Genomic DNA, 17,618 nt, shown 5'->3' on the forward strand with positions numbered 1-17,618 from the left:
ACCGTCACAAGGTGGCGGCTTCTTCCTGCGCCAGCCGGGTCAGACGAAGTTCGTCGTCCACCGCACGCGACGGCCAATGGCCCGTCGACAGCGCCATGACGCGGGCCGGATCCGCTCCCGGGAACAGCCCGCCGAGCCGCCCGGCCGCCTGAAGCAGGGCGATCAGCGCCGTGGTCCTGGCATCCGGCGCGTTGTTGGTGGCGGCCTTGGCATCGGGAGCGCCGGCACCCGGACCCTCCCCCGGCTTCACCTCATCGGGCGCTGCGTCGGACGCGGTGGCGTCAGCCGCCGTTGTGGGGGCCGCCGCTTCGGGCGTTGCGTCGACGACGGGCGCTTCCTCGGGCGGAGCCGTTTCCGGCTCCCCGGGCCCGGGTTTTGCCGCAGTCCACGCCGTTCCGCTGAGGGCCGCTTCGATCTTTTGCAGGAGCGCTGCTTCCGGGCCGTGGTTCTTCTCCGGATACCGCGTGGACCTGAACAGGCCGAGGTGTTTGTCCCCGATATGTTCCACGATCCCCAGGGACACCATCCCCTCGTAGATGCGCTGCACTTCAGCGCGGCCTTCCAGGATGGAGACCCACTGCTTGGGAGTGTGCGGCCGGGACTTGCCGCGGATGAGCTCCAGCTCCTGGTGGAAGTCCGTAGCAGGGGTGGCGCCGGTCGCTTTGACGTGTTTTCCCTGCAGCTCAATCGCGCCGAGCAGGTCCAGTTCGGCCAGTACCGCTCCTGCCACAGCGCTCCTGAGCGCGAAGACCGGCACTTCAGGCTTGCCGTCCTTGTCGCTTGTTGCCAAAAGGAGGAAGGCCTGGGGAAGGCTCAGCTCCACTGTCTGGGGTGATTCAGCATCCATAGGTTCATGGTGGACCAGGTGCACCGGCACCACAACGGGGATTTGGCCCCCGATTGCGCCCCGACCGGACCGGCCGCCATCGTCCGCCTGCGGACAGCGCAGCACTTCGCAGGAGCGAAATACACGGCGTGCCCGGACGCCGGCGTAATTGCCGCCTCCGCGAATAGGGCCGGCCGGATCTGAGGTGGCTGCATCCGCCGGAATTAGTTCGGCCTGCGACCGAACGGCGTGCCGCGGGTGGCTATTACTTGGATGGTCCGCACCCCGCTACTTGGACCTGAAGAGCAGCCTACTTATGCACCACGTGCCATCCGAAATTGGTTTACGCGGACACCAATTTGTGGGAAAAATTTCGTTGAGTTTCATCACTTTTGTACTGATACTGGTCAGGTACCCCGACGGGTTGTCAAGGTCTTAGTTTTGGGGTGCACCGCAGCCATATCAGAGGGTGCCACGGCGGTTGCGGGTTCAGGGCGGGCGGACTTTCGGGCCTCGTTCAGCCGGGCGCCCAGGGGGAATATCGCGGATTCCATGGCAGTTCTTTCTTCGCCAAGAAAGAACGCAGAAAATTCCAAGAACGGAAGAATATCTTTTCACTGCCGACGAAAGTGGCCAGTAGCACCCAATCAGCAGAATAACCATGGAAAAGGCGATCAACGCGTGAAGGAAACGGCGATTAATATGAAACGTACCGTCCGCTGGTTCAGCCAGACCTTGGTACTGGCACTAGTAGTGACCGCAAGCGTCCTGGGGGTCACCAGCCCCGCATCGGCTGCTCAGGACTACGGCTATGCCGGCAACAGCTTTACCGGGGTGAGCAACCCGCCGACGTCGGACAAACCGCAGAGCAAACTGTGGTGGCATGACGGTTCCTGGTGGGCGGACATGTGGACCACCGGCACCGGCTGGCAGATCTACCGGCTGGATGTTGCCACGAAGAAGTGGGTCAGCACCGGCATCACGAACGACACCCGTGCCAGCACCCTCTCGGACACGCTGTGGGACGGCACGCACCTCTACATCGCGTCGCACGTCACCGCGGTTTCCGGTGACACCACCCCGGTGCCGTCGGTTTCGGGCCAGCAGGCCAGGCTTTACCGCTACAGCTACTCCGGCGGAACGTTCAAGCTGGACAGCGGCTTTCCGACCGCCATCATGAACAACAGCAGCGAGTCGATGACCATCGACCAGGACAGCACCGGCGCCATCTGGGCCACCTGGACGCAGGTCGCCGGCAACGCGACCGACGGTTACACCAACACCGTCTACGTCAACCGCTCCGGAGCCGGCGGAACCGGCTGGAACACGCCGTTCGTGCTTCCCGTGAGCAACCCGAACCTCGCACCGGACGACATCTCGGCAGTGGTGGCCTACGGCGGCGACAAGATCGGCATCATGTGGAGTGACCAGCTCACCGGTGCTGTCCGCTGGGCCACCCGCACGGACGGGACCAACGCTACGGCCGCATCGTCGTGGAAGGTGCAGGACGCCGTCAAGGGCAACCAGCTCGCCGACGACCACATCAACGTCAAGACGCTCCAGTCGGATAACGCCGGCCGGGTCTTCGCCGCCATCAAGACTGGTTTTAACGACGCCCCCGGCAACGACAACCAGGCAGAGATCATGCTGCTGGTGTTCCGGCCCGGCACGGGGAATTTCACCACCTCAACGATCGCCAAGGTGGCTGACTGTGTTTCCCGCCCGCAGATCGTCCTGGACACCGAGAACAACGAGATCCATGCCTTCCACACCGGGCCCAGCAGCGACGTCAGCGGCTGCGCCTTCTCCGGCACACCGGGCGCGATCTACGAAAAGACCGCATCCATGGACAACCCCGTCTTCCCTGAGGGCCGGGGCACGCCGATCATCCAGGACGGCGCATCCGCCAACATCAACGACGTGACCACCAGCAAGCAGAGCGTGAACAACAGGACCGGCCTGGTGGTGCTGGCCAGCAACAACGTCACCAAGCGCTACTGGTTCTCCTACCGCACCCTCGGCGGCGATCCGCCCGCGGACGGCGGATCGATGCGGCTGAACGACTTCAACAATGACGGCAACACCGATGTGATCGCCCGGGACGGGTCCGGCCAGCTGTGGCTGTACCCGGGCACGGGGACGGGTGACTGGTTCACCCGGATCAACCTCGGCGGCGGCTGGAACGTGATGACCTCGATCGTCAGCGCCGGCGATTTCAATGGCGACGGCGATGCGGACGTGATAGCCCGGGACACCAACGGGCAGCTGTGGCTCTACCGGGGCACCGGGACCGGCGACTGGCTGCAGCGGCAGAGCCTGGGCGGCGGCTGGAACGTGATGACCTCCATCGTTGCACCGGGTGACTTCAACGGGGACGACCGGCCGGACCTCATCGCCCGGGACAGCAGCGGACGCCTCTGGCTCTACCCGAACAACGGTGCCGGTGACTGGTTCACCCGCGTCGACCTGGGCGCCGGCTGGAACATCATGAGCTCCATCGTGGCCCCCGGCGACTTCGACGCCGACGGCAACGTGGACCTGATCGCCCGCGACTCCAGCGGCGAACTGTGGCACTACCCGGGCAACGGCCAGAATGAATGGTTCACCCGGGAAAGCCTCGGCGGCGGCTGGAACGCGCTGAACGCCATCACCGCTCCGGGCGACATGAACGGCGACGACCGGCCGGACGTCATCGCCCGGGACACCACCGGGGAGCTCTGGCTCTACCCGAACAACGGTGCCGGTGACTGGTTCAAGCGGATCGACCTCGGCGGCGGCTGGAGCCAGATGACCGCCATCCTCTAACGGCAGGCCCTCCGCAGGAGGGACCGCTGAACAGGTCAACACCAAGGAAGGTCCCCCGCATCCCTCACGGGAAGCGGGGGACCTTCCCTCTGGGCGGGCGGTTCAATTTGGTGGCACGGGATCCAGCCGCCGGATCACCGATAATCAGCGGACGACATCGAGGCTCACCAGGGTGGCCGGACCGCCCTCGGCGAAGACAGCCAGCGAGGTGCTGGCTTCCTCGGGGAAGACCTGGTCCGTGATGGTGGCCAGCCCGTCCTGCGCGAAAACCTCCACCGAGCAGCGGTCCAGGAAGATCCGCAGCCGCAGGCGGCCGTCCTCCAGCGGCACGGCCACGCTTTCCACCGACGCGAACGTCTCGTGGAAGCCGGTGTTGCCGGACGCTGTCCGGTCCAGGCTCAGCACACCTGTGCCGGGCTCGTAGGAAAGGACCGTCTGTTCGGCGCCGCCGGCCCGGAGCAGCAGCCCGACCGTTCTGGCTTCGCGGGGTTCGATTTCGGCGTCGATGCGCAGCACGTCGCCGGAGGCCTCGGCCGGCAGCCAGTGCGTTCCTGGCTCGAGGGTTGTGCCGGCGTCGCTGTACACCGGGGCTCCGCCGTCGAAGGGATCCACGGCGGCCTGCACCAGCACCACGCGGTTGCCGCGAGTCGCCAGGCTGACGTCCCGCACCAGGGACATCGCGCTCCGCCAGCCGCTGGTGGGCGTGCCGGCGCCGTACTGCCAGTTGTTCATCCAGCCGATCATCCGCCGGCGCCCGTCCGGGGCGTTGCTGAAGGAAACCGCCGCGTAGTAGTCCCGCCCCCAGTCCAGCCACCCGTATTCGGGCATGCGGCTGTCATCCTCCTGGAGCCCCTCAGTGACCGTGGTCTCGGACGTGAAAGCGACGCCGTCGAACGTTCCCAGGAAGTACTGGCCGCCGGAGCCCCCGGCGATGCCGCCGGGGTTGAGGTTCACCACCAGCACCCACTGGGTGTTGCCGGCGTCGCCGTCCACCGGCAGGTCGAACAGGTCCGGGCATTCCCAGACTCCCCCGGTGGCGTTCGCCGGTCCGAAGGTGCTGAGGTACTCCCACGCCTTGAGGTCGGCGGATTTGTAGAGCACAACTTCGCGGTCCACCGCCTCCACGGCCACCATCACCCAGTAGCTGCCGGCGGCGCCGTCGTACCAGAAGACCTTGGGGTCGCGGAAGTCTGCGGACCCGCGGTCCGCCACGGGGTTCCCGACGTACTTGGTCCACGTGGTGCCGCCGTCGGTGCTGTAGGCCAGGGACTGCGCCTGCCGGCCGGCCAGCGGGGACGCCAGCGAGTAGGCACTGGTGTAGATGGCCACCAGGGGCGGGTTATCCGGCGTGCCGAAGCCGCTGGTGTTGTCCCGGTCCAGCACGGCGGAGCCGGAGAAGATGGCCTCCTGCTCGTCGCAGGCGATGGCCACGGGCTGTTCGTCCCAGTGCAGCAGGTCCGGGGAGGTGGCGTGCCCCCAGGACATGTTGCCCCACACGGTTCCGGACGGGTTGTGCTGGTAGAAGAGGTGGTAGGTGCCGTTGGCGTAGAGGAGTCCGTTGGGATCGTTCAGCCAGTTGCGGTCGGCCGTGTAGTGGTGCTGCGGCCGGTACTGGCAGCCCAGCGCGGTGGTGGTTGTCATGGGGATGCTGTCTGCTTTCAAGGGGGCCTGGGCGGCGGGCGTCAGCCCTTGACGCCGCTGGAGGCGATGCTGTTGATGAAGGAGCGCTGGAAGGCGATAAAGAGGACCACCACGGGAACGGTGATGAGGGACGCGTAGGCCATCACTTCGCCCCAGGAGACGTTGAGCTGGAAGAAGTACTGGATGCCGATCATCACCGGGCGGAGTTCCTCGGACTGGACCACCATGAGCGGCCACAGGTAGGAGTTCCAGGCCGGCAGGAACGTCAGGATGGCCACCGTGGCGGTGGCCGGGCCGGCCAGCGGCATGACCACCTGGCGGTAGATCTTGAACCAGCCGGCACCGTCGATGCGGGCGGCCTCATCCAGTTCCTTGGGGATGGATTCGAAGTACTGGTGGTACAGGTAGATGGAGAACGCGTTGGCGATGAACGGGATGATCTGCACCTGATAGGTATCCAGCCAGCCCTTGGAGATCTCCAGGCTGAAGCCGTTGAGTTCGAAGTAAGGCAGCTGGTTGACCCACCAGACAAGGGGCAGGGCCAGGGTCTGGAACGGCACGATCAGCGTGGCCAGGATGACGGTGAAGACCACCCGCTTGCCGCGCACTTCCATGCGGGACAGGGCAAAGGCGCAGAGGCTGTTGATGAAGATGCCCAGCACCACCGTGACGGCGGAGATGCCGATGGAGTTGACCAGGAACCGGGCCGCCGGGACCCGGTCGAACACGGCCGCGTAGTTGTCGAACGAGATGTTGCCAACCGGCAGGAACGCCGCCACGGAGGACATGTCGCCGAAGATCTGGGTGTCCGGCTTGAGCGAGGACACCAGCATGAACACGATCGGGAAAGCGGCGACGGCGGCGAACAGGATCCGCACCAGCATGGCGGCCGCTGAGTTGAGGCGCACGGAGTTTTTCACATCAGTCCTTCTCTCGGGTCAGGTAGCGCTGCACCGCTGAGATGAGCAGCACCAGGACGAAGAAAACCAGGGAGATCGCGGACGCGTAGGAGGTTTCCTGCTGTTTGAAGCCGGAGCGGACGGCCTCGTAGATGATGGTGGTAGTGGAATCCAGCGGCCCGCCCTGGGTCATCACGCTGACCTGGTCAAAGAGGCCCAAGGCCTGGATAGTGATGGTCACCAGGACCAAGCTGCGGGTGTGCTTCAGGCCCGGCCACGTGACGTACCGGAACTGGTGCCAGCGGCTGGCGCCGTCCAGCTGGGCGGCCTCGTACAGTTCGCCGGAGATGCTCTGCAGGCCGGCGAGCCAGATGATCATGTGGAATCCGGCGGCCTGCCAGATGGACAGCGCAATGATGGCCGGCATGGCCGTGGCGGGGTCGTTGAGCCAGTCGGCGCCCTGGATGAGGCCGAAGCTGAACGTGGACAGCAGCTCGTTGATCAGGCCGTCCTTGCGGTACATAAACAGCCACAGCAGGGAGACCACCACCATGGACGTGACCACGGGCAGGAAGTAGACGGTGCGGAAGAAGTTCACGCCGCGGAATTTCTTGTTGATCAGCAGCGCCATGGCCAGGGCCAGCGCGGACTGCACCGGGACCACCACCACGGCGAAGTAGGTGACGTTCAGCAGGGCCCGCCAGAAGGTGGGATCAGCGAACAGCCGGGCGAAGTTGTCCGTGCCGACGAATTCCACCGGGCGGGGCGAGATCAGCCGGGCGTTGGTGAAGGCCAGGCCGAAGCCCAGGATGGCCGGCAGGAACACAAAGAGCAGCAGCAGCACCGCGGCGGGGGCGATCATGCCCCAGCCGCTGATCTGTTCGCGCAGGAAACCGGCCCGGCGGCGGCGCGGGGCGGACGGCAGCGGCGCGGGTGCCGCTGCGGCGGGGCGGGGACGGGCGGCGAGAGGGCTGGTTGTCATGGGATTCTCCGTTGACCTGCAGCACCGGGGGGACGACGACGGCGGGTGGGTTCCGCCGTCGCCGTCCTCCGCGGAGGGCTGCTAGTTCTTGTAGCCGCCGTTGGACTTGATATTGGCGTCGATGGCCTTGACGGCCTTGTCCAGGGCCGACTGGGGGTCGGCGCCGGCCAGGACGTCCTGGACAGCCTTGCCGTATTCGGTGGCGATGAAGGGGTAGGCGGGCGTCTCGGGACGCATCACGGCGTAGTTCCGGGAGAAGTCCATGAAGATCCGGTTGGCGCCGCCCTCGGCGAACGCGGGGACCAGTGCGGCGGCCGCATCCGTGGCCGGGATGGTGCCGGTGGCCTTGGCCACCGCGGCCAGGTTCTCCGGCTGCAGCGAGTAGGAGAGGTAGTCCATGGCGGCGTCGGTGTTGGCGCAGCCTTCGGTGACGCCCCACTGCCAGGAGGCCCCGCCGATCTTGGGTCCGTTGCCGAGGTCCACGGTGGGCATGACCACCAGGTCGTCGCCCAGGGCCGCGCGGGCCTTGTCCGCCGCCCAGGACCCGGTGTAGAGCAGGCCGCTCTTGTTGTTCAGGAAGTCCTGGGTGGAGTCCTTGCCGCTCTTGGTGGCCATAAAGCCCTGGTCCGCGAGTCCGCGGAACCATTCGGCCCACGCCACGGCCTTGTCCCCGTTGAGGACGCCGTCCGCCGTCTGGAAGCCGTCGCGGTTGATGAGGTCGGCGCCGAAGGACTGCAGGAACGGCGAGTAGGCGTACGGCAGCCATTCGCCGCTGCCGGCGGTGCCCATGTCCAGCGGGTAGTCCCACTTGCCGAGGGCCTTGAGCTTGGTCAGCGCGTCCTGGAACTCGTCCTTGGTCCAGGGCTGTTCCACCGTGGCCACCCGGATGCCGGCGGCCTCAAGGTCGGAGGCCCGGGCCAGCATGGCCAGCGCGACGTCGTAGTAGCCCACCGCGTAGGTCTCGCCCTCCCACGTGGCCACGGTGCTGGGCAGCTGGGCGGAGAGGTCGGTGGAGAGCTTGAGCGGCGTCAGGTATTTGGCCCACGCCCAGTTGGGGACGTTGGGGCCGTCGATGTCCACGATGCAGGGCAGTTTGCCGGCTGCGGCGGCGGAGACCACGGAGTCGTTGTAGGAGTCCTGCGGGAAGGCCTGCACCTTGATCTTGGCCTTGGCGCCGGTGCTGCTGTTGTAGGAGTCCACAACGCCCTGGATCGCAGCCAGCTCCTCCGGGTTGCCGGCGTTGTGCGTCCACATGGTGATTTCGTTGGAGCCTTCGGTCGTGGCGGAGGCGCTGCCTTTGCCGCAGGCGCCGAGGCTGCCGATCAGGGCGGCCGCCGTTATGCTGGTGGCCAGGATCCGGGTGAATCGCTTGTTCATGGGTGGGTCTTTCTGCTTGGTTTTGTACGCGGATGATCAGCCCGGGTCCGTGGGGACGCGGCCGGTGCAACGGCTGCGTCCCTTTTTTGCGGGATCCGGGATGGGTCTGTGCTGGTGATGGGTCTGCGCTGGAGGTGGGTGTGCCGGGCTGGCGCGGCTAGCCCGGCGGCGGGCCGACGGACCCCCGCTCAATGAGCGGGCAGGACAGCACCGCCTGGACGGGCGCCGCCGCGGGGCCTTCAATATCGTCGAGGAGCCGGGTGACGGCCCAGCGCCCCATTTCATAGTGCGGAAGCGCCACGGTGGTGAGCCCCGGCCAGAGCGCCGCGGCGATCAGTTCGAGGTTGTCCGTTCCCACGATGGAGACGTCCTCGGGGATGCGGAGCCCCAGCGCGGCAGCGGCCTGGTAGGCGCCCATGGCCACCCGGTCGCTGAAACAGAACAGCCCGGTTGGCCGGTCCGGCCGCCGGAGCAGCTCCAGTCCGGCTTCCCGCCCGGCGGGGGTTTCGGCCACCCCCGTGGTCACCAGGTCCGGGTCGAACCCGATGCCGTGCCGTTCCAGGGCGTTCCGGTAGCCTTGCAGCCGCCCATGGGTGGCCGGGATGTCGTCGGTGTTGTTCAGCATCCCGATCCGGGTGTGGCCGGCCGCAATGAGGGTTCCCACGGCTGTTTCCGCCGCCGCCACCTCGTCCGGGACCACCGACGAGATGGACCGGTCGGCCGTGACGGCGTCGAGCAGGACGGTGGGGAGGGTGCCCAGTTCCTCCGGGAGGCTGACTCCCTGGTGGTACATCCGGGCGTAGACGATCCCGTCCACCTGGTGCTGCTGCAGGGTCCGGATTTCGCGGTTTTCGAGTTCCGGGTCCAGGCCCGAGTTGACCACCATCAGCACGTAGCCGCGCTCGTAGGCGGCATCCTGGGCGCCGCGGATCATGGCCCCGGCGAAGGGTGTGGTGGTGATTTCGTCGCTGACCAGGCCCAGGATCTGCGAGCGCTGGTTGCGGAGCCCGCTGGCCATCCGGTTGGGGGCGTACCCCAGGTCCCTGGCCACAGCCCGCACATGCTCCTGGGTCTGGGCATTGACGCGGGAACTGGTGGCGTCATTGAGGGCGTGGGACACCGTGGTGACGGATACCCCTGCGGCCTTGGCCACTTCCCTGATGCCGATCTTCGTCGCCATTGACTGTCCTTTGCAAAACGTTTTGCTTGTTGTGTGGATCACAGTATCCAAAACGTTTTGCAACTGTCAAGTGCCCTTCCGCACGCCGGTTCTACAACGTCCTAGTCCGGGGACCGGTGAAGGACAAAGATGCCGCCGTAGGCGGGCTGGTCCCGCCGCTGCCGGTCGCTGCCGGTGTAGTCGTCCAGAACCGCACCGATGCGCCGGATAAGGTCTTCGGCGTCCCGGTCGGAAAGATGCAGGACAAAGCGGGAGAGGCTGGTGAGCGCATCCGGCCCTGCTTCCGCGAGCTCTTCCCGGAACGCCTCGACCGGCGCCAGCGGTCCGCCGGGACCCGCCTCGCCCAGGGCGGTGTCCAGATTCCAGGACCGCCCCGTGGACCGGTAGGGCTTCTCCAGCGCGCCGCTTTCCCCAGCGCGAACCTCAGCGGCTTCGAGGAATCCAGCCGAGAGCAGTTGCCGCACGTGATACAGCACCGTGCCCGGGTCCTGGCCCAGCCGGTCGGCGAGTTGCTTGTTGGTCAGTTCGTGGAGCCCGCACAGGCGCAGGATCCTCAAGCGCAGCGGATGCGCCAGCGCCTTGATTTCCCGGGCGCTGGCGGCGGATTTTTTCTCGTCCGCGCCCGTCGGCGCTGCGTCCGTCATGCATCCACCCTACGAGCTGATGTACTTAATTCAACCCCCTTGAATTTTCTCAATCAATAGGAAATGGTTCACCTATGACCAGTTCCGCCGCGCAGGTGAAAGAACAAAGTGGTGCCCCGCTGGGTGCGTCCTACTGGAAGCTGTGGACCTCATCCGGGCTGTCCAACCTCGCGGACGGCGTCTTCAAGATCGCGCTGCCGCTGCTGGCCATCCAGTTCACGCAGTCGCCCACGCTGATCGCCGGACTGAGTGTCGCAGCGACGCTTCCGTGGCTTCTCTTCGCCCTCACCGCCGGGGCGCTGGCCGACCGGCTGGACCGGCGCAAGCTGATGATGTGGGCGAACCTCGGCCGCGCCGTGCTGCCGGCTTTGCTGGTGGCCGGCATCCTGCTGGATTTGGGCTCCATCTGGGCCCTGTACGTTGTCGCACTGATGGTGGGTGTGGCTGAAACGCTGTACGACACCTCCGCGCAGTCGATCCTGCCCCAGCTGGTTCGCAGGGACCAACTGTCACGCGCCAACGGCCGGCTCTACGCCGTAGAGCTCACGGCAAACCAGTTCGTCGGCCCCCCGCTGGGCGGGCTGCTGGTGGCCATCGGCGTCGTCGCGGGCTTTGCCGCGCCGGCCGCACTGTGGCTGGCCGCCGTCGGTGCCCTGTTCCTGGTCCCGGGGGCCTTCCGGACCGAGCGGGAGGTGAAGACCACCCTGCGGTTCGACATCGGTGAAGGATTGCGGTTCCTCTGGAACCAAAAGATTCTTCGGACGCTCGCGGTGATGACAGGGGTGTTCAACTTCGCGTCCAACGCGGCGTTCGCGGTCTTCGTGCTGTTCGCTGTGGGCCCGGCATCGGCGATGAAACTGTCCGAGGTGGGGTTCGGCGTTCTCTTGACGACCTCCGCCCTCGGCGCCTTCGCCGGCTCGTTCCTCGCCGAACGGGTCGAAGCCAGGCTGGACCGATCCAGGTCCCTGGCCCTCACGATCCTCGGCGGCGCACTATTCGTGGGCGCACCGGCCCTCACGAACAACCCCTACATTCTTGGCCCACTCTTCTTCGTTGGCGGGGCGCTGATCGTGCTGTGGAACGTCATCACCGTATCCCTGCGCCAGCGCATTGCCCCCAACCGTCTTCTGGGCCGGGTCAACAGTGCCTACCGCCTGCTGGCGTGGGGCACCATGCCGCTCGGCGCGGCAGCGGGCGGCCTGCTGGCCCAGTGGCTGGGCCTGCAGGTCATGTTCGGCATCATGGGAGTGCTGACCCTCGCGCTGCTCGGGCTGATGCCGATCCTCACCGACAGGGCGATTGCCGCGGCCGACGTCGAATCCTGAGTTGTTCCGTACGCATCGGCGAAGCGCCGCGGCGCGCTACCTGCCGGTACAGCTGCCCCTCCTCACCGACATGAGCGGCAATCACCACGCCCCGCAGGCTCTGCTCGATTTAGCACGGCAAACAAGAGAAAAGTCGTCAAGCCAGAACAAAAGGGTGGTGCGTCGCGAAGTCCGCGACGCGGTGAACCTGGACTAGCGCTCAATCCTGGATGAGTCTGGCTCCTCATCTCCCGGCCGAAGGAAGTGCCAGGCCGCCACCCCCGCGGTCACTGCGACTGCGACCGCCGCGGCAATCAACCAGGCTTTCCCGGAAGCCGTCCGCCTCGACTTCGCTTTGGCGGGCGCCGGGACAACTTTGGGTGCCACCCGGTGCAGCCCCTCATGGACACGGGGAGTCAGAGTTTCGACGCCGCCGGCGAGCTCGTCAGCGAGCCGCCGCAGACCGGCCTGGATCCTCGGGGAAGCAGCTTCAACCCCGGTATCGAGCCCTGCGATCGCTTTTTGCAGTGCCGCCTCGACCCCGGGGGTGGCCCACTCCCTCCCTTTCGTGAGCTGGGACATGAGATTCTCGGAAAGATGCCGTACCTGAACGGCCTGCACTGTGGGTGTTGCCGTGCGCATGGGTGCCTCCTCGGTGCGTGATGGATGCCCATAGCCTACGGCGCCCGGCGCCGTCGAAACAGGCGCTTCCGTGTGCTGCCGGGCTAAACCCGGCGCCTCAGGCGCTGATCTGCGCCACCACAATCTGGGCCACCACAATCTGCACGGCGCAGGGCCGCGGACTGAGGTACTGCCGGACAGCGCCCGCCGCGGCCCGGACCACCTCCGGCGCGGGCCGCGTGGCGTCCACGCCGATCCGCGCCCTGACCGTGAGGCCGGCGCCGGAGTCTGCGAGCGCCACGAGGGCCGGCTGCTCCCCCGTCACGGCGGAGACCACGGCCCCGGCGATGCTCTGCCACAGCGGCTGGGCCGGATAGAGGGCCGTCACGCCGTCGACCGCCCGGATGACCTCCTGCAGTTCAGCCGCCAGCTGCTCGCCAGACTCTGCACCGGAGGGCACGGCGGCCACGGCATCGCCGGGTACTGAAGGCTGGGTCATGGCTTCTCCTCTGGGGTCTGGGGGTCCTCCGCCTGCGCGGTGCCGGAGGCGGGCCGGGGGCCGGGAGGCTCCAGGACATCGGTGATGGTGACGTCAATGGCCGTGATGTTCAGTTCCGTGTGCCGGGCCAGGGCATCGGCCAGCTGCCACCGCAGGGCGGCGGCGCGGTCCTCCATGGGGTGCCCGTACACGACGGCGAGTTCGACGCTGACAGTGACCGGCGCGCCGGGCTCCGTGACGTCCCCATAGAGCCGGCACTTGCCCGCGGCGGTGCCGGGCAGCCCGTCCGCGATGGACCGGATGAGCGCCGCGACGGAGCCTTCCGTTTCGGAGAGGACATCCGCCGGGTCATCGGCTCGGACCGGGATGCTCCGGCCGGGACGGAGCTCCAGTCGCAGGTTGCCCAGGATGGCCTGCATCCAGTCGTCGGTGCCGCTGCCTGCCTCGGTGAGGTCGGCGTCGAGCAGTTCATGCCCCAGGGCAGAGAGCCTGCGCAAGGAGGCCAGGCCGGCCTGGCACTCCGGACACTGCTCCAGATGCTCGGGATCGGAGGTCCGTCCGGTGTCCAGGTATTCGCTCAGGTCCGCCAGGCTGCGCCCGCAGCCGAGGGTGTCGCCGGGTGTGCTCATCGCCATGCCTCCATTTCGCGCGCCAGGGTGATCCGCGCCCGTGCCAGCCGTCCTCGGACGCTTGCGGTGCTGATGTTCAGGGTCCGCGCAATGTCCTCATAGCTCTGGTCGTTGAATTCCTTCAGCACCCAACATCGCCGCTGCTCCTCAGGGAGGGCAGCCAGTGCCGCCTTCAGGGCCTCGACCCGTGAGCCGCTGACGGCGGCCGACTCGGGGTCGGCGCTGCCGGGCCGCCCCGCTCCGGCATCCACCGTATCCTCCACCTCGGTGACGTCGGCGTGCAGCCGACGCCTGCGGAGGTGGTCGACGCTGCGGCTTCCGGTGATGCGCAGCAGCCACCCCTTCACCGCTGCCGGGTCGCGGAGGGTGTCCAGCTGCCGCCAGGCCTGCATCAGCGATTCCTGCACGACGTCGTCGGCGTCGGCCAGGGATCCGGTGAGCCGGCGGGCGCTGGCCCGCATCAATGGTCCGTGGCGCCGGGCGAGGGCCTCAAAGGCCGCTGTGTCGCCGTCGGCCGCCCTTCCCGCCAACAGCGCATCCGGAACCAGGTCAAGCTGGTGCGGTGCCGGGGGTGGATTCACGTCTCTGTCGCTTTCATCGCGGGGTTCAGGGGCCGGTGGCGGCGGGCCGGGCGGCGCCGCCACCGGATCAGGCCGGGGGTGCGGCGCGCGCCCTGGCTCCTTCGCGCGTCCTAGTCCTTGCTGAGGCCGTCCTTGAGCTTCCGGGCGGCGTCTTTGAGGTTGTCGCCGATGCCGGCGGCCGCGTCCTTGACCTTCTCGCCGGCTTCCTGCACCTTTGCCTGGGCCTGGTCGCGCTGGCCCTGGCGTTCGAGGTCCTCGTTGCCGGTCACCTTGCCGGCCGCCTCCTTGGCCGCGCCGAGGTGGTTGATGACGGTGGGGTTGCCCTTGTTCTCGAGTCCCATGACGTTCGTTTCCTTTTCTGCTTGTTGTGCGTGTTGTGACTGTTGATAATGCAGGCGGCTTACCGGGCGCGGTCCGGTCCGGCCACCGCGGATTTGGCTCCGCCGGTGATTCGTACCAGCACCGGCACCGGATGGCCCAGGAGGGCGTCGATGCCGCGCACCAGATCCTCGGCCGTGTCGGCCAGCTCCCGCGGAGAGGCTCCTTTGCGCGCCTGCAGCCGCAGCCGCAGCCGGAGCCCGGTGCCGCGCCGGCTCCCCCAGGCCGAGACCGTGGAGCCCAGCACCAGGCGGTTGCCCTCCAGCGACTGGCTCACCGCCGCCCCGATGAGTCCGGCGTCCACGACGGTGGTGCCGCGGTCCCCGTCAGATTCGCGGGCAAGCCGCGGGGTCCTGCCGCCGCCCTGCGAGGCGAGCCATGCGATGCACAGCCCGGCGGCCAGGACCAGCCCGGCGACGCCGGCCACGGCCCACCAGCTGCGGGCCGGCCCGGGAAGCGGTGCTGCGGCGAGGGCATCCCCGAGGTGGCCCGTAAGACTGTTGCCGGCGTCCGTCCAGGCTGCCGCGGCGACCGGGACGAGCCCGGTGGCGGCGAGCGCCGCCCCGCCCGCCAGCAGCGCCAGCCCGGCAAGGGCCAGCAGGATGCGGTTGAGTGCCCTGTTGGTGTTGCTCACTGTCCCAGTGCTCCTTCCCTCATGATCTGGACCGTCGGCGAGACCGGGCGGTCCAGCTGGTAGGCGCGCAGTTCGCCGTCGACCGCTGCCTGGACCGCTTCCCGGTCCACCGGCAGGCCCGACGTCGGGCGCACCCGGACCCGGACAGACCGTCCGGAGACCGTGGTGGTCACCTGCCCGGGGCTGAGCCCGGCGGCGAGTCCCGCCCGCCGCGACACCGCGGCGGCGATGACCTCGTCATCCGCCACAACGGCGCTGCGGTCGCTGTGCAGGGCGCGCCGGTGCCGGCGGCCGCCCGCCAGGGCGGCGCCGAGCAGGACCAGTCCCAGGATGGCCAGGCCTGCACCGGCGGCGGCCAGTCCGGCCGGGATGGTGTTGGCCGGCAGCCCTGCCAGCCACTGGCCCAGCTGCCCGGGGCTGGCGAGCACCGGGTTCTGCCCCAGCAGCGCCAGCAAGGATTCGAGGGCCAGCCAGAGGAACACCACGGCAATGACCGCCGCCGTCAGCGCGGACGCCGCGGCCCGGGATGAGTGGGTTTCCCGCCGGACCAGGCGCCGGACCGATCGCTCCTGTGTCATGCCGCCCTCCTTTGCCGGTGCGTGGATTCCTGGTTGATGGGTGCCGCCGGGGACGGCACGGTTGTCCCGTCCACCCGGCCGGCGGGTGCCGGTTTCGACCCGCTGAGCCGGATGTCGATCCGGCCGAGGGTCCGGCCGGTGAGCTCCTGGCCACGGGCGGCGATGGCTGCCCGGGCGGCCCGCGACCGGTCGAAGAGGCTGCCGTGGCCGGACTCCGGGCTGGTGCCCAGCAGCGCCGGGAGCGCCAGCCGGACGGTGACGGCGGCGGCGAGCCGGCCGGCGTCGTCCTCCAGGTCCGCCGTGACGTTCCGGCGCGGCACACGAAAGGCGTGCGCGGCGACGGCTTCGATGGTGTGCCGCAGGGCCGCCCGGGTGATGCGGGTGTGGCCGGGGCGGGTCATGAGGACGAGCGCTTGCCGCGCAGGGCGTCCATCACTCCCGCGATGTCCAGCCGGCCTTCGGCGGCCCGTCCCAGCGCAGCCCCGGCGCCCATGAACAGGCCGGTCAGCAGCAGTCCCCAGAACCCGAAGGCCAGCGCCGCCAGGGCGAGGACCGCCCCGGCGGCCATGCCGGTTACCGCGGGGCTCATGCGACCCTCGGCTCGCGCTCGGCGTCGTCGGCGTCCTCGTCATCGGAGGGGACGTGGATGTCGGTGATGCTGATGTTGACCTCGGTGACCTCCATGCCCACGAGGTCCTCGACGGCGGAGTAGACCGCGTCGCGGGCGTTGTCCGCGACCTGCTGGAGCGGGTGCGGGTACTCGACCACCAGGGTCACGTCGACGGCCACCTGGGTCTGGCCGACCTCGACGCTGACGCCCTGGGTGAGGTCCTTCTGGCCAACCTTTTCGCGCAGGGTGCCCAGGGCACGGGCGGCACCGCCGCCGAGGGCGTGGACACCGTCGATCTCCTGGATGGCGATGCCGGCGATCTTGGCCACGACGCCGTCGACCACCGTGGTGGCGCCGCGTCCGTCCTTGCCGGCGGGCTGAGTGGGCTTCGCCGTTGCGGTCTTGCCGTCGGTCTTGGCCTGAACGTCGGCGGGGGTGTGCGTCTGCGTGGTCATGGCATTCACTCCTGTTCGTTGTGCGAAAGGCGCCTTGAAGCGCCGTCATAGGTAAGACGGCGCCCGGCGCGCATTCCTCACGGTCGAATTTGAGTGATCTGCATCACATTGCGGAGTCGGCAGGACCTCGCACACCACCCCGGATACAAGCCGACCCTGAGACGTCCGCCCGGGGATGATCCCTGCTATATTCTGGTGCCGTAAGGCCCTGGCAGGGGGTAGCCGGGGCAGCAGCACGTCGAACGGCCCCTTGAATGGCATCTCAGAGCAGGCAACCCGGTTCCGTGGCGGGCAGTGTTCCCCCGGAAGAATTTCTCGACTGCCCCACGGGGCTGGTTGAGTACTACTTCGCCGACGGTGAATTCCGCTGGTCGGACGGCCTGTACCGCATGTACGGGTTTGAACCGGGCGAAATCGTCCCGTCCATGGAATCGGTCCTCCCCCACGTCGAGCCGGAGGACCGGCCCAAGGTCCAGGCCTACTGGGACCGGGTGGCCGAAACGGGCGGCCCGTCGTCCATCTACGTCTCCATCCGCGACCGCAAGGACCACCAGCACAAACTGCTGTTTTCCGCGGACTACATCCTCGACGGGACCACGCCCATCGGCGTCTGGGGCGTGGTGGTTGACCTGACGCAGTCCATCCACACCGACCGCCACCAGCTCGCCACCGAGGCGGTGGCCGCTTCGGCCCTCAACCGGGCGGCCATCGAACAGGCCAAGGGAATCCTCATGGGACGGACCGGAGTGGACGCCGACCAGGCCTACGAGCTCATGAGCCAGCTGAGCCAGGACACCAACCGCAAGGTCTACGCCATTGCCCACGAGATCATCGAGCGCGCCACCACCGCAGCCCGGGACCCGAAAGGCCAGCGCCACCCCCTGCTGTAGCGGCGGGAAATGCGCGCGCAAGGGTGCCCGCGTCGTCGATCATTAGTCAGCATGCTTACTATAGGGACTCGACCACCCTGTAAAG

At 67.9% G+C, this 17,618-nt stretch carries 19 protein-coding genes; 3 read left to right on the top strand and 16 right to left on the bottom strand.

Annotated features, from left to right (window positions below; translation table 11 throughout):
* Nucleotides 1-4: 4 nt before the first annotated feature.
* Nucleotides 5-847: a GOLPH3/VPS74 family protein gene (locus tag AR539_RS16620; RefSeq protein WP_066439343.1), complete on the bottom strand. Its 843-nt coding sequence runs from the start codon at nt 845-847 to the stop codon at nt 5-7.
* Nucleotides 848-1,528: 681 nt separating this feature from the next.
* Here AR539_RS16620 and AR539_RS16625 point away from each other — a divergent pair.
* Nucleotides 1,529-3,631 carry an FG-GAP-like repeat-containing protein gene (locus AR539_RS16625; protein WP_197410655.1) on the top strand — a complete coding sequence of 701 codons (2,103 nt, stop codon included), beginning with the start codon at nt 1,529-1,531 and terminating at the stop codon, nt 3,629-3,631.
* A 144-nt stretch (nt 3,632-3,775) separates the two neighbouring features.
* Here the strand turns inward: AR539_RS16625 and AR539_RS16630 are convergent, their stop codons facing one another.
* From AR539_RS16630 to AR539_RS16655, 6 genes are all read right to left on the bottom strand, one after another.
* On the bottom strand, nt 3,776-5,272 hold the full coding sequence (locus tag AR539_RS16630; protein ID WP_066439348.1) for a glycoside hydrolase family 32 protein: 1,497 nt from the start codon (nt 5,270-5,272) through the stop codon (nt 3,776-3,778).
* A gap of 41 nt (nt 5,273-5,313) precedes the next feature.
* Complete coding sequence (locus AR539_RS16635; protein ID WP_066439350.1) at nt 5,314-6,192, bottom strand: carbohydrate ABC transporter permease; 879 nt, start codon at nt 6,190-6,192, stop codon at nt 5,314-5,316.
* Between the two features lies 1 nt (nt 6,193).
* Nucleotides 6,194-7,153, bottom strand: coding sequence for a carbohydrate ABC transporter permease (locus tag AR539_RS16640; protein WP_066439352.1), 960 nt, complete (start codon nt 7,151-7,153; stop codon nt 6,194-6,196).
* 81 nt (nt 7,154-7,234) lie between these two features.
* Nucleotides 7,235-8,530 (bottom strand): sugar ABC transporter substrate-binding protein, encoded by a 1,296-nt coding sequence (locus tag AR539_RS16645; RefSeq protein WP_066439354.1) that lies wholly within the window; start codon nt 8,528-8,530, stop codon nt 7,235-7,237.
* A 157-nt stretch (nt 8,531-8,687) separates the two neighbouring features.
* The gene (locus AR539_RS16650) at nt 8,688-9,710 is read right to left on the bottom strand and encodes a LacI family DNA-binding transcriptional regulator (protein WP_066439357.1); all 1,023 of its coding nucleotides are present in this window, start codon (nt 9,708-9,710) and stop codon (nt 8,688-8,690) included.
* Nucleotides 9,711-9,811: 101 nt separating this feature from the next.
* A complete protein-coding gene (locus tag AR539_RS16655; RefSeq protein ID WP_066439361.1) occupies nt 9,812-10,354 on the bottom strand; it encodes an ArsR/SmtB family transcription factor in 543 nt (180 codons plus the stop codon).
* Between the two features lie 74 nt (nt 10,355-10,428).
* Here AR539_RS16655 and AR539_RS16660 point away from each other — a divergent pair, with 74 nt between their 5' ends.
* Complete coding sequence (locus AR539_RS16660; protein ID WP_066439364.1) at nt 10,429-11,679, top strand: MFS transporter; 1,251 nt, start codon at nt 10,429-10,431, stop codon at nt 11,677-11,679.
* Between the two features lie 718 nt (nt 11,680-12,397).
* On the opposite strand, the gene AR539_RS16670 is transcribed toward AR539_RS16660, so the two are convergent.
* From AR539_RS16670 to AR539_RS16710, 9 genes are all read right to left on the bottom strand, one after another.
* The gene (locus tag AR539_RS16670) at nt 12,398-12,778 is read right to left on the bottom strand and encodes a hypothetical protein (RefSeq protein WP_066439366.1); all 381 of its coding nucleotides are present in this window, start codon (nt 12,776-12,778) and stop codon (nt 12,398-12,400) included.
* Nucleotides 12,775-13,407, bottom strand: coding sequence for an Asp23/Gls24 family envelope stress response protein (locus AR539_RS16675; protein ID WP_066439368.1), 633 nt, complete (start codon nt 13,405-13,407; stop codon nt 12,775-12,777). Before AR539_RS16675 ends, AR539_RS16670 begins: the two co-directional genes overlap by 4 nt.
* On the bottom strand, nt 13,404-13,988 hold the full coding sequence (locus tag AR539_RS16680; protein WP_066439371.1) for an RNA polymerase sigma factor: 585 nt from the start codon (nt 13,986-13,988) through the stop codon (nt 13,404-13,406). Before AR539_RS16680 ends, AR539_RS16675 begins: the two co-directional genes overlap by 4 nt.
* Nucleotides 13,989-14,098: 110 nt before the next feature.
* Nucleotides 14,099-14,329, bottom strand: a complete 231-nt coding sequence (locus AR539_RS16685; RefSeq protein ID WP_066439373.1) for a CsbD family protein — start codon at nt 14,327-14,329, stop codon at nt 14,099-14,101.
* Between the two features lie 59 nt (nt 14,330-14,388).
* Entirely contained in the window at nt 14,389-15,000 is a 612-nt protein-coding gene (locus tag AR539_RS16690; protein WP_066439376.1) for a hypothetical protein, read from the bottom strand.
* The gene (locus tag AR539_RS16695) at nt 14,997-15,578 is read right to left on the bottom strand and encodes a DUF6286 domain-containing protein (protein WP_066439380.1); all 582 of its coding nucleotides are present in this window, start codon (nt 15,576-15,578) and stop codon (nt 14,997-14,999) included. Before AR539_RS16695 ends, AR539_RS16690 begins: the two co-directional genes overlap by 4 nt.
* Nucleotides 15,575-15,979 (bottom strand): hypothetical protein, encoded by a 405-nt coding sequence (locus AR539_RS16700; RefSeq protein WP_197410656.1) that lies wholly within the window; start codon nt 15,977-15,979, stop codon nt 15,575-15,577. Before AR539_RS16700 ends, AR539_RS16695 begins: the two co-directional genes overlap by 4 nt.
* A complete protein-coding gene (locus AR539_RS16705; RefSeq protein WP_066439381.1) occupies nt 15,976-16,167 on the bottom strand; it encodes a DUF2273 domain-containing protein in 192 nt (63 codons plus the stop codon). The genes AR539_RS16700 and AR539_RS16705 overlap by 4 nt, the downstream gene beginning before the upstream one ends.
* Nucleotides 16,164-16,643 (bottom strand): Asp23/Gls24 family envelope stress response protein, encoded by a 480-nt coding sequence (locus AR539_RS16710; RefSeq protein WP_066439382.1) that lies wholly within the window; start codon nt 16,641-16,643, stop codon nt 16,164-16,166. Before AR539_RS16710 ends, AR539_RS16705 begins: the two co-directional genes overlap by 4 nt.
* Nucleotides 16,644-16,897: 254 nt before the next feature.
* Between AR539_RS16710 and AR539_RS16715 the strand changes: the two genes are divergently transcribed.
* Nucleotides 16,898-17,533: a PAS and ANTAR domain-containing protein gene (locus tag AR539_RS16715; protein ID WP_066439384.1), complete on the top strand. Its 636-nt coding sequence runs from the start codon at nt 16,898-16,900 to the stop codon at nt 17,531-17,533.
* Nucleotides 17,534-17,618: the final 85 nt, after the last annotated feature.

Origin of the sequence: Arthrobacter sp. EPSL27 (genome assembly GCF_001512305.1) — a bacterium.
In the GTDB taxonomy this organism is placed as follows: Bacteria; Actinomycetota; Actinomycetes; order Actinomycetales; family Micrococcaceae; genus Arthrobacter.

Bases quoted from the DNA above. Each gene is read 5' to 3' on its own strand.
- AR539_RS16620 (WP_066439343.1), bottom strand. From the start codon at position 847: ATGGATGCTGAATCACCCCAGACAGTGGAGCTGAGCCTTCCCCAGGCC.
- AR539_RS16625 (WP_197410655.1), top strand. From the start codon at position 1,529: ATGAAACGTACCGTCCGCTGGTTCAGCCAGACCTTGGTACTGGCACTA.
- AR539_RS16630 (WP_066439348.1), bottom strand. From the start codon at position 5,272: ATGACAACCACCACCGCGCTGGGCTGCCAGTACCGGCCGCAGCACCAC.
- AR539_RS16640 (WP_066439352.1), bottom strand. From the start codon at position 7,153: ATGACAACCAGCCCTCTCGCCGCCCGTCCCCGCCCCGCCGCAGCGGCA.
- AR539_RS16645 (WP_066439354.1), bottom strand. From the start codon at position 8,530: ATGAACAAGCGATTCACCCGGATCCTGGCCACCAGCATAACGGCGGCC.
- AR539_RS16650 (WP_066439357.1), bottom strand. From the start codon at position 9,710: ATGGCGACGAAGATCGGCATCAGGGAAGTGGCCAAGGCCGCAGGGGTA.
- AR539_RS16655 (WP_066439361.1), bottom strand. From the start codon at position 10,354: ATGACGGACGCAGCGCCGACGGGCGCGGACGAGAAAAAATCCGCCGCC.
- AR539_RS16660 (WP_066439364.1), top strand. From the start codon at position 10,429: ATGACCAGTTCCGCCGCGCAGGTGAAAGAACAAAGTGGTGCCCCGCTG.
- AR539_RS16670 (WP_066439366.1), bottom strand. From the start codon at position 12,778: ATGACCCAGCCTTCAGTACCCGGCGATGCCGTGGCCGCCGTGCCCTCC.
- AR539_RS16675 (WP_066439368.1), bottom strand. From the start codon at position 13,407: ATGAGCACACCCGGCGACACCCTCGGCTGCGGGCGCAGCCTGGCGGAC.
- AR539_RS16685 (WP_066439373.1), bottom strand. From the start codon at position 14,329: ATGGGACTCGAGAACAAGGGCAACCCCACCGTCATCAACCACCTCGGC.
- AR539_RS16695 (WP_066439380.1), bottom strand. From the start codon at position 15,578: ATGACACAGGAGCGATCGGTCCGGCGCCTGGTCCGGCGGGAAACCCAC.
- AR539_RS16700 (WP_197410656.1), bottom strand. From the start codon at position 15,979: ATGACCCGCCCCGGCCACACCCGCATCACCCGGGCGGCCCTGCGGCAC.
- AR539_RS16705 (WP_066439381.1), bottom strand. From the start codon at position 16,167: ATGAGCCCCGCGGTAACCGGCATGGCCGCCGGGGCGGTCCTCGCCCTG.
- AR539_RS16710 (WP_066439382.1), bottom strand. From the start codon at position 16,643: ATGACCACGCAGACGCACACCCCCGCCGACGTTCAGGCCAAGACCGAC.
- AR539_RS16715 (WP_066439384.1), top strand. From the start codon at position 16,898: ATGGCATCTCAGAGCAGGCAACCCGGTTCCGTGGCGGGCAGTGTTCCC.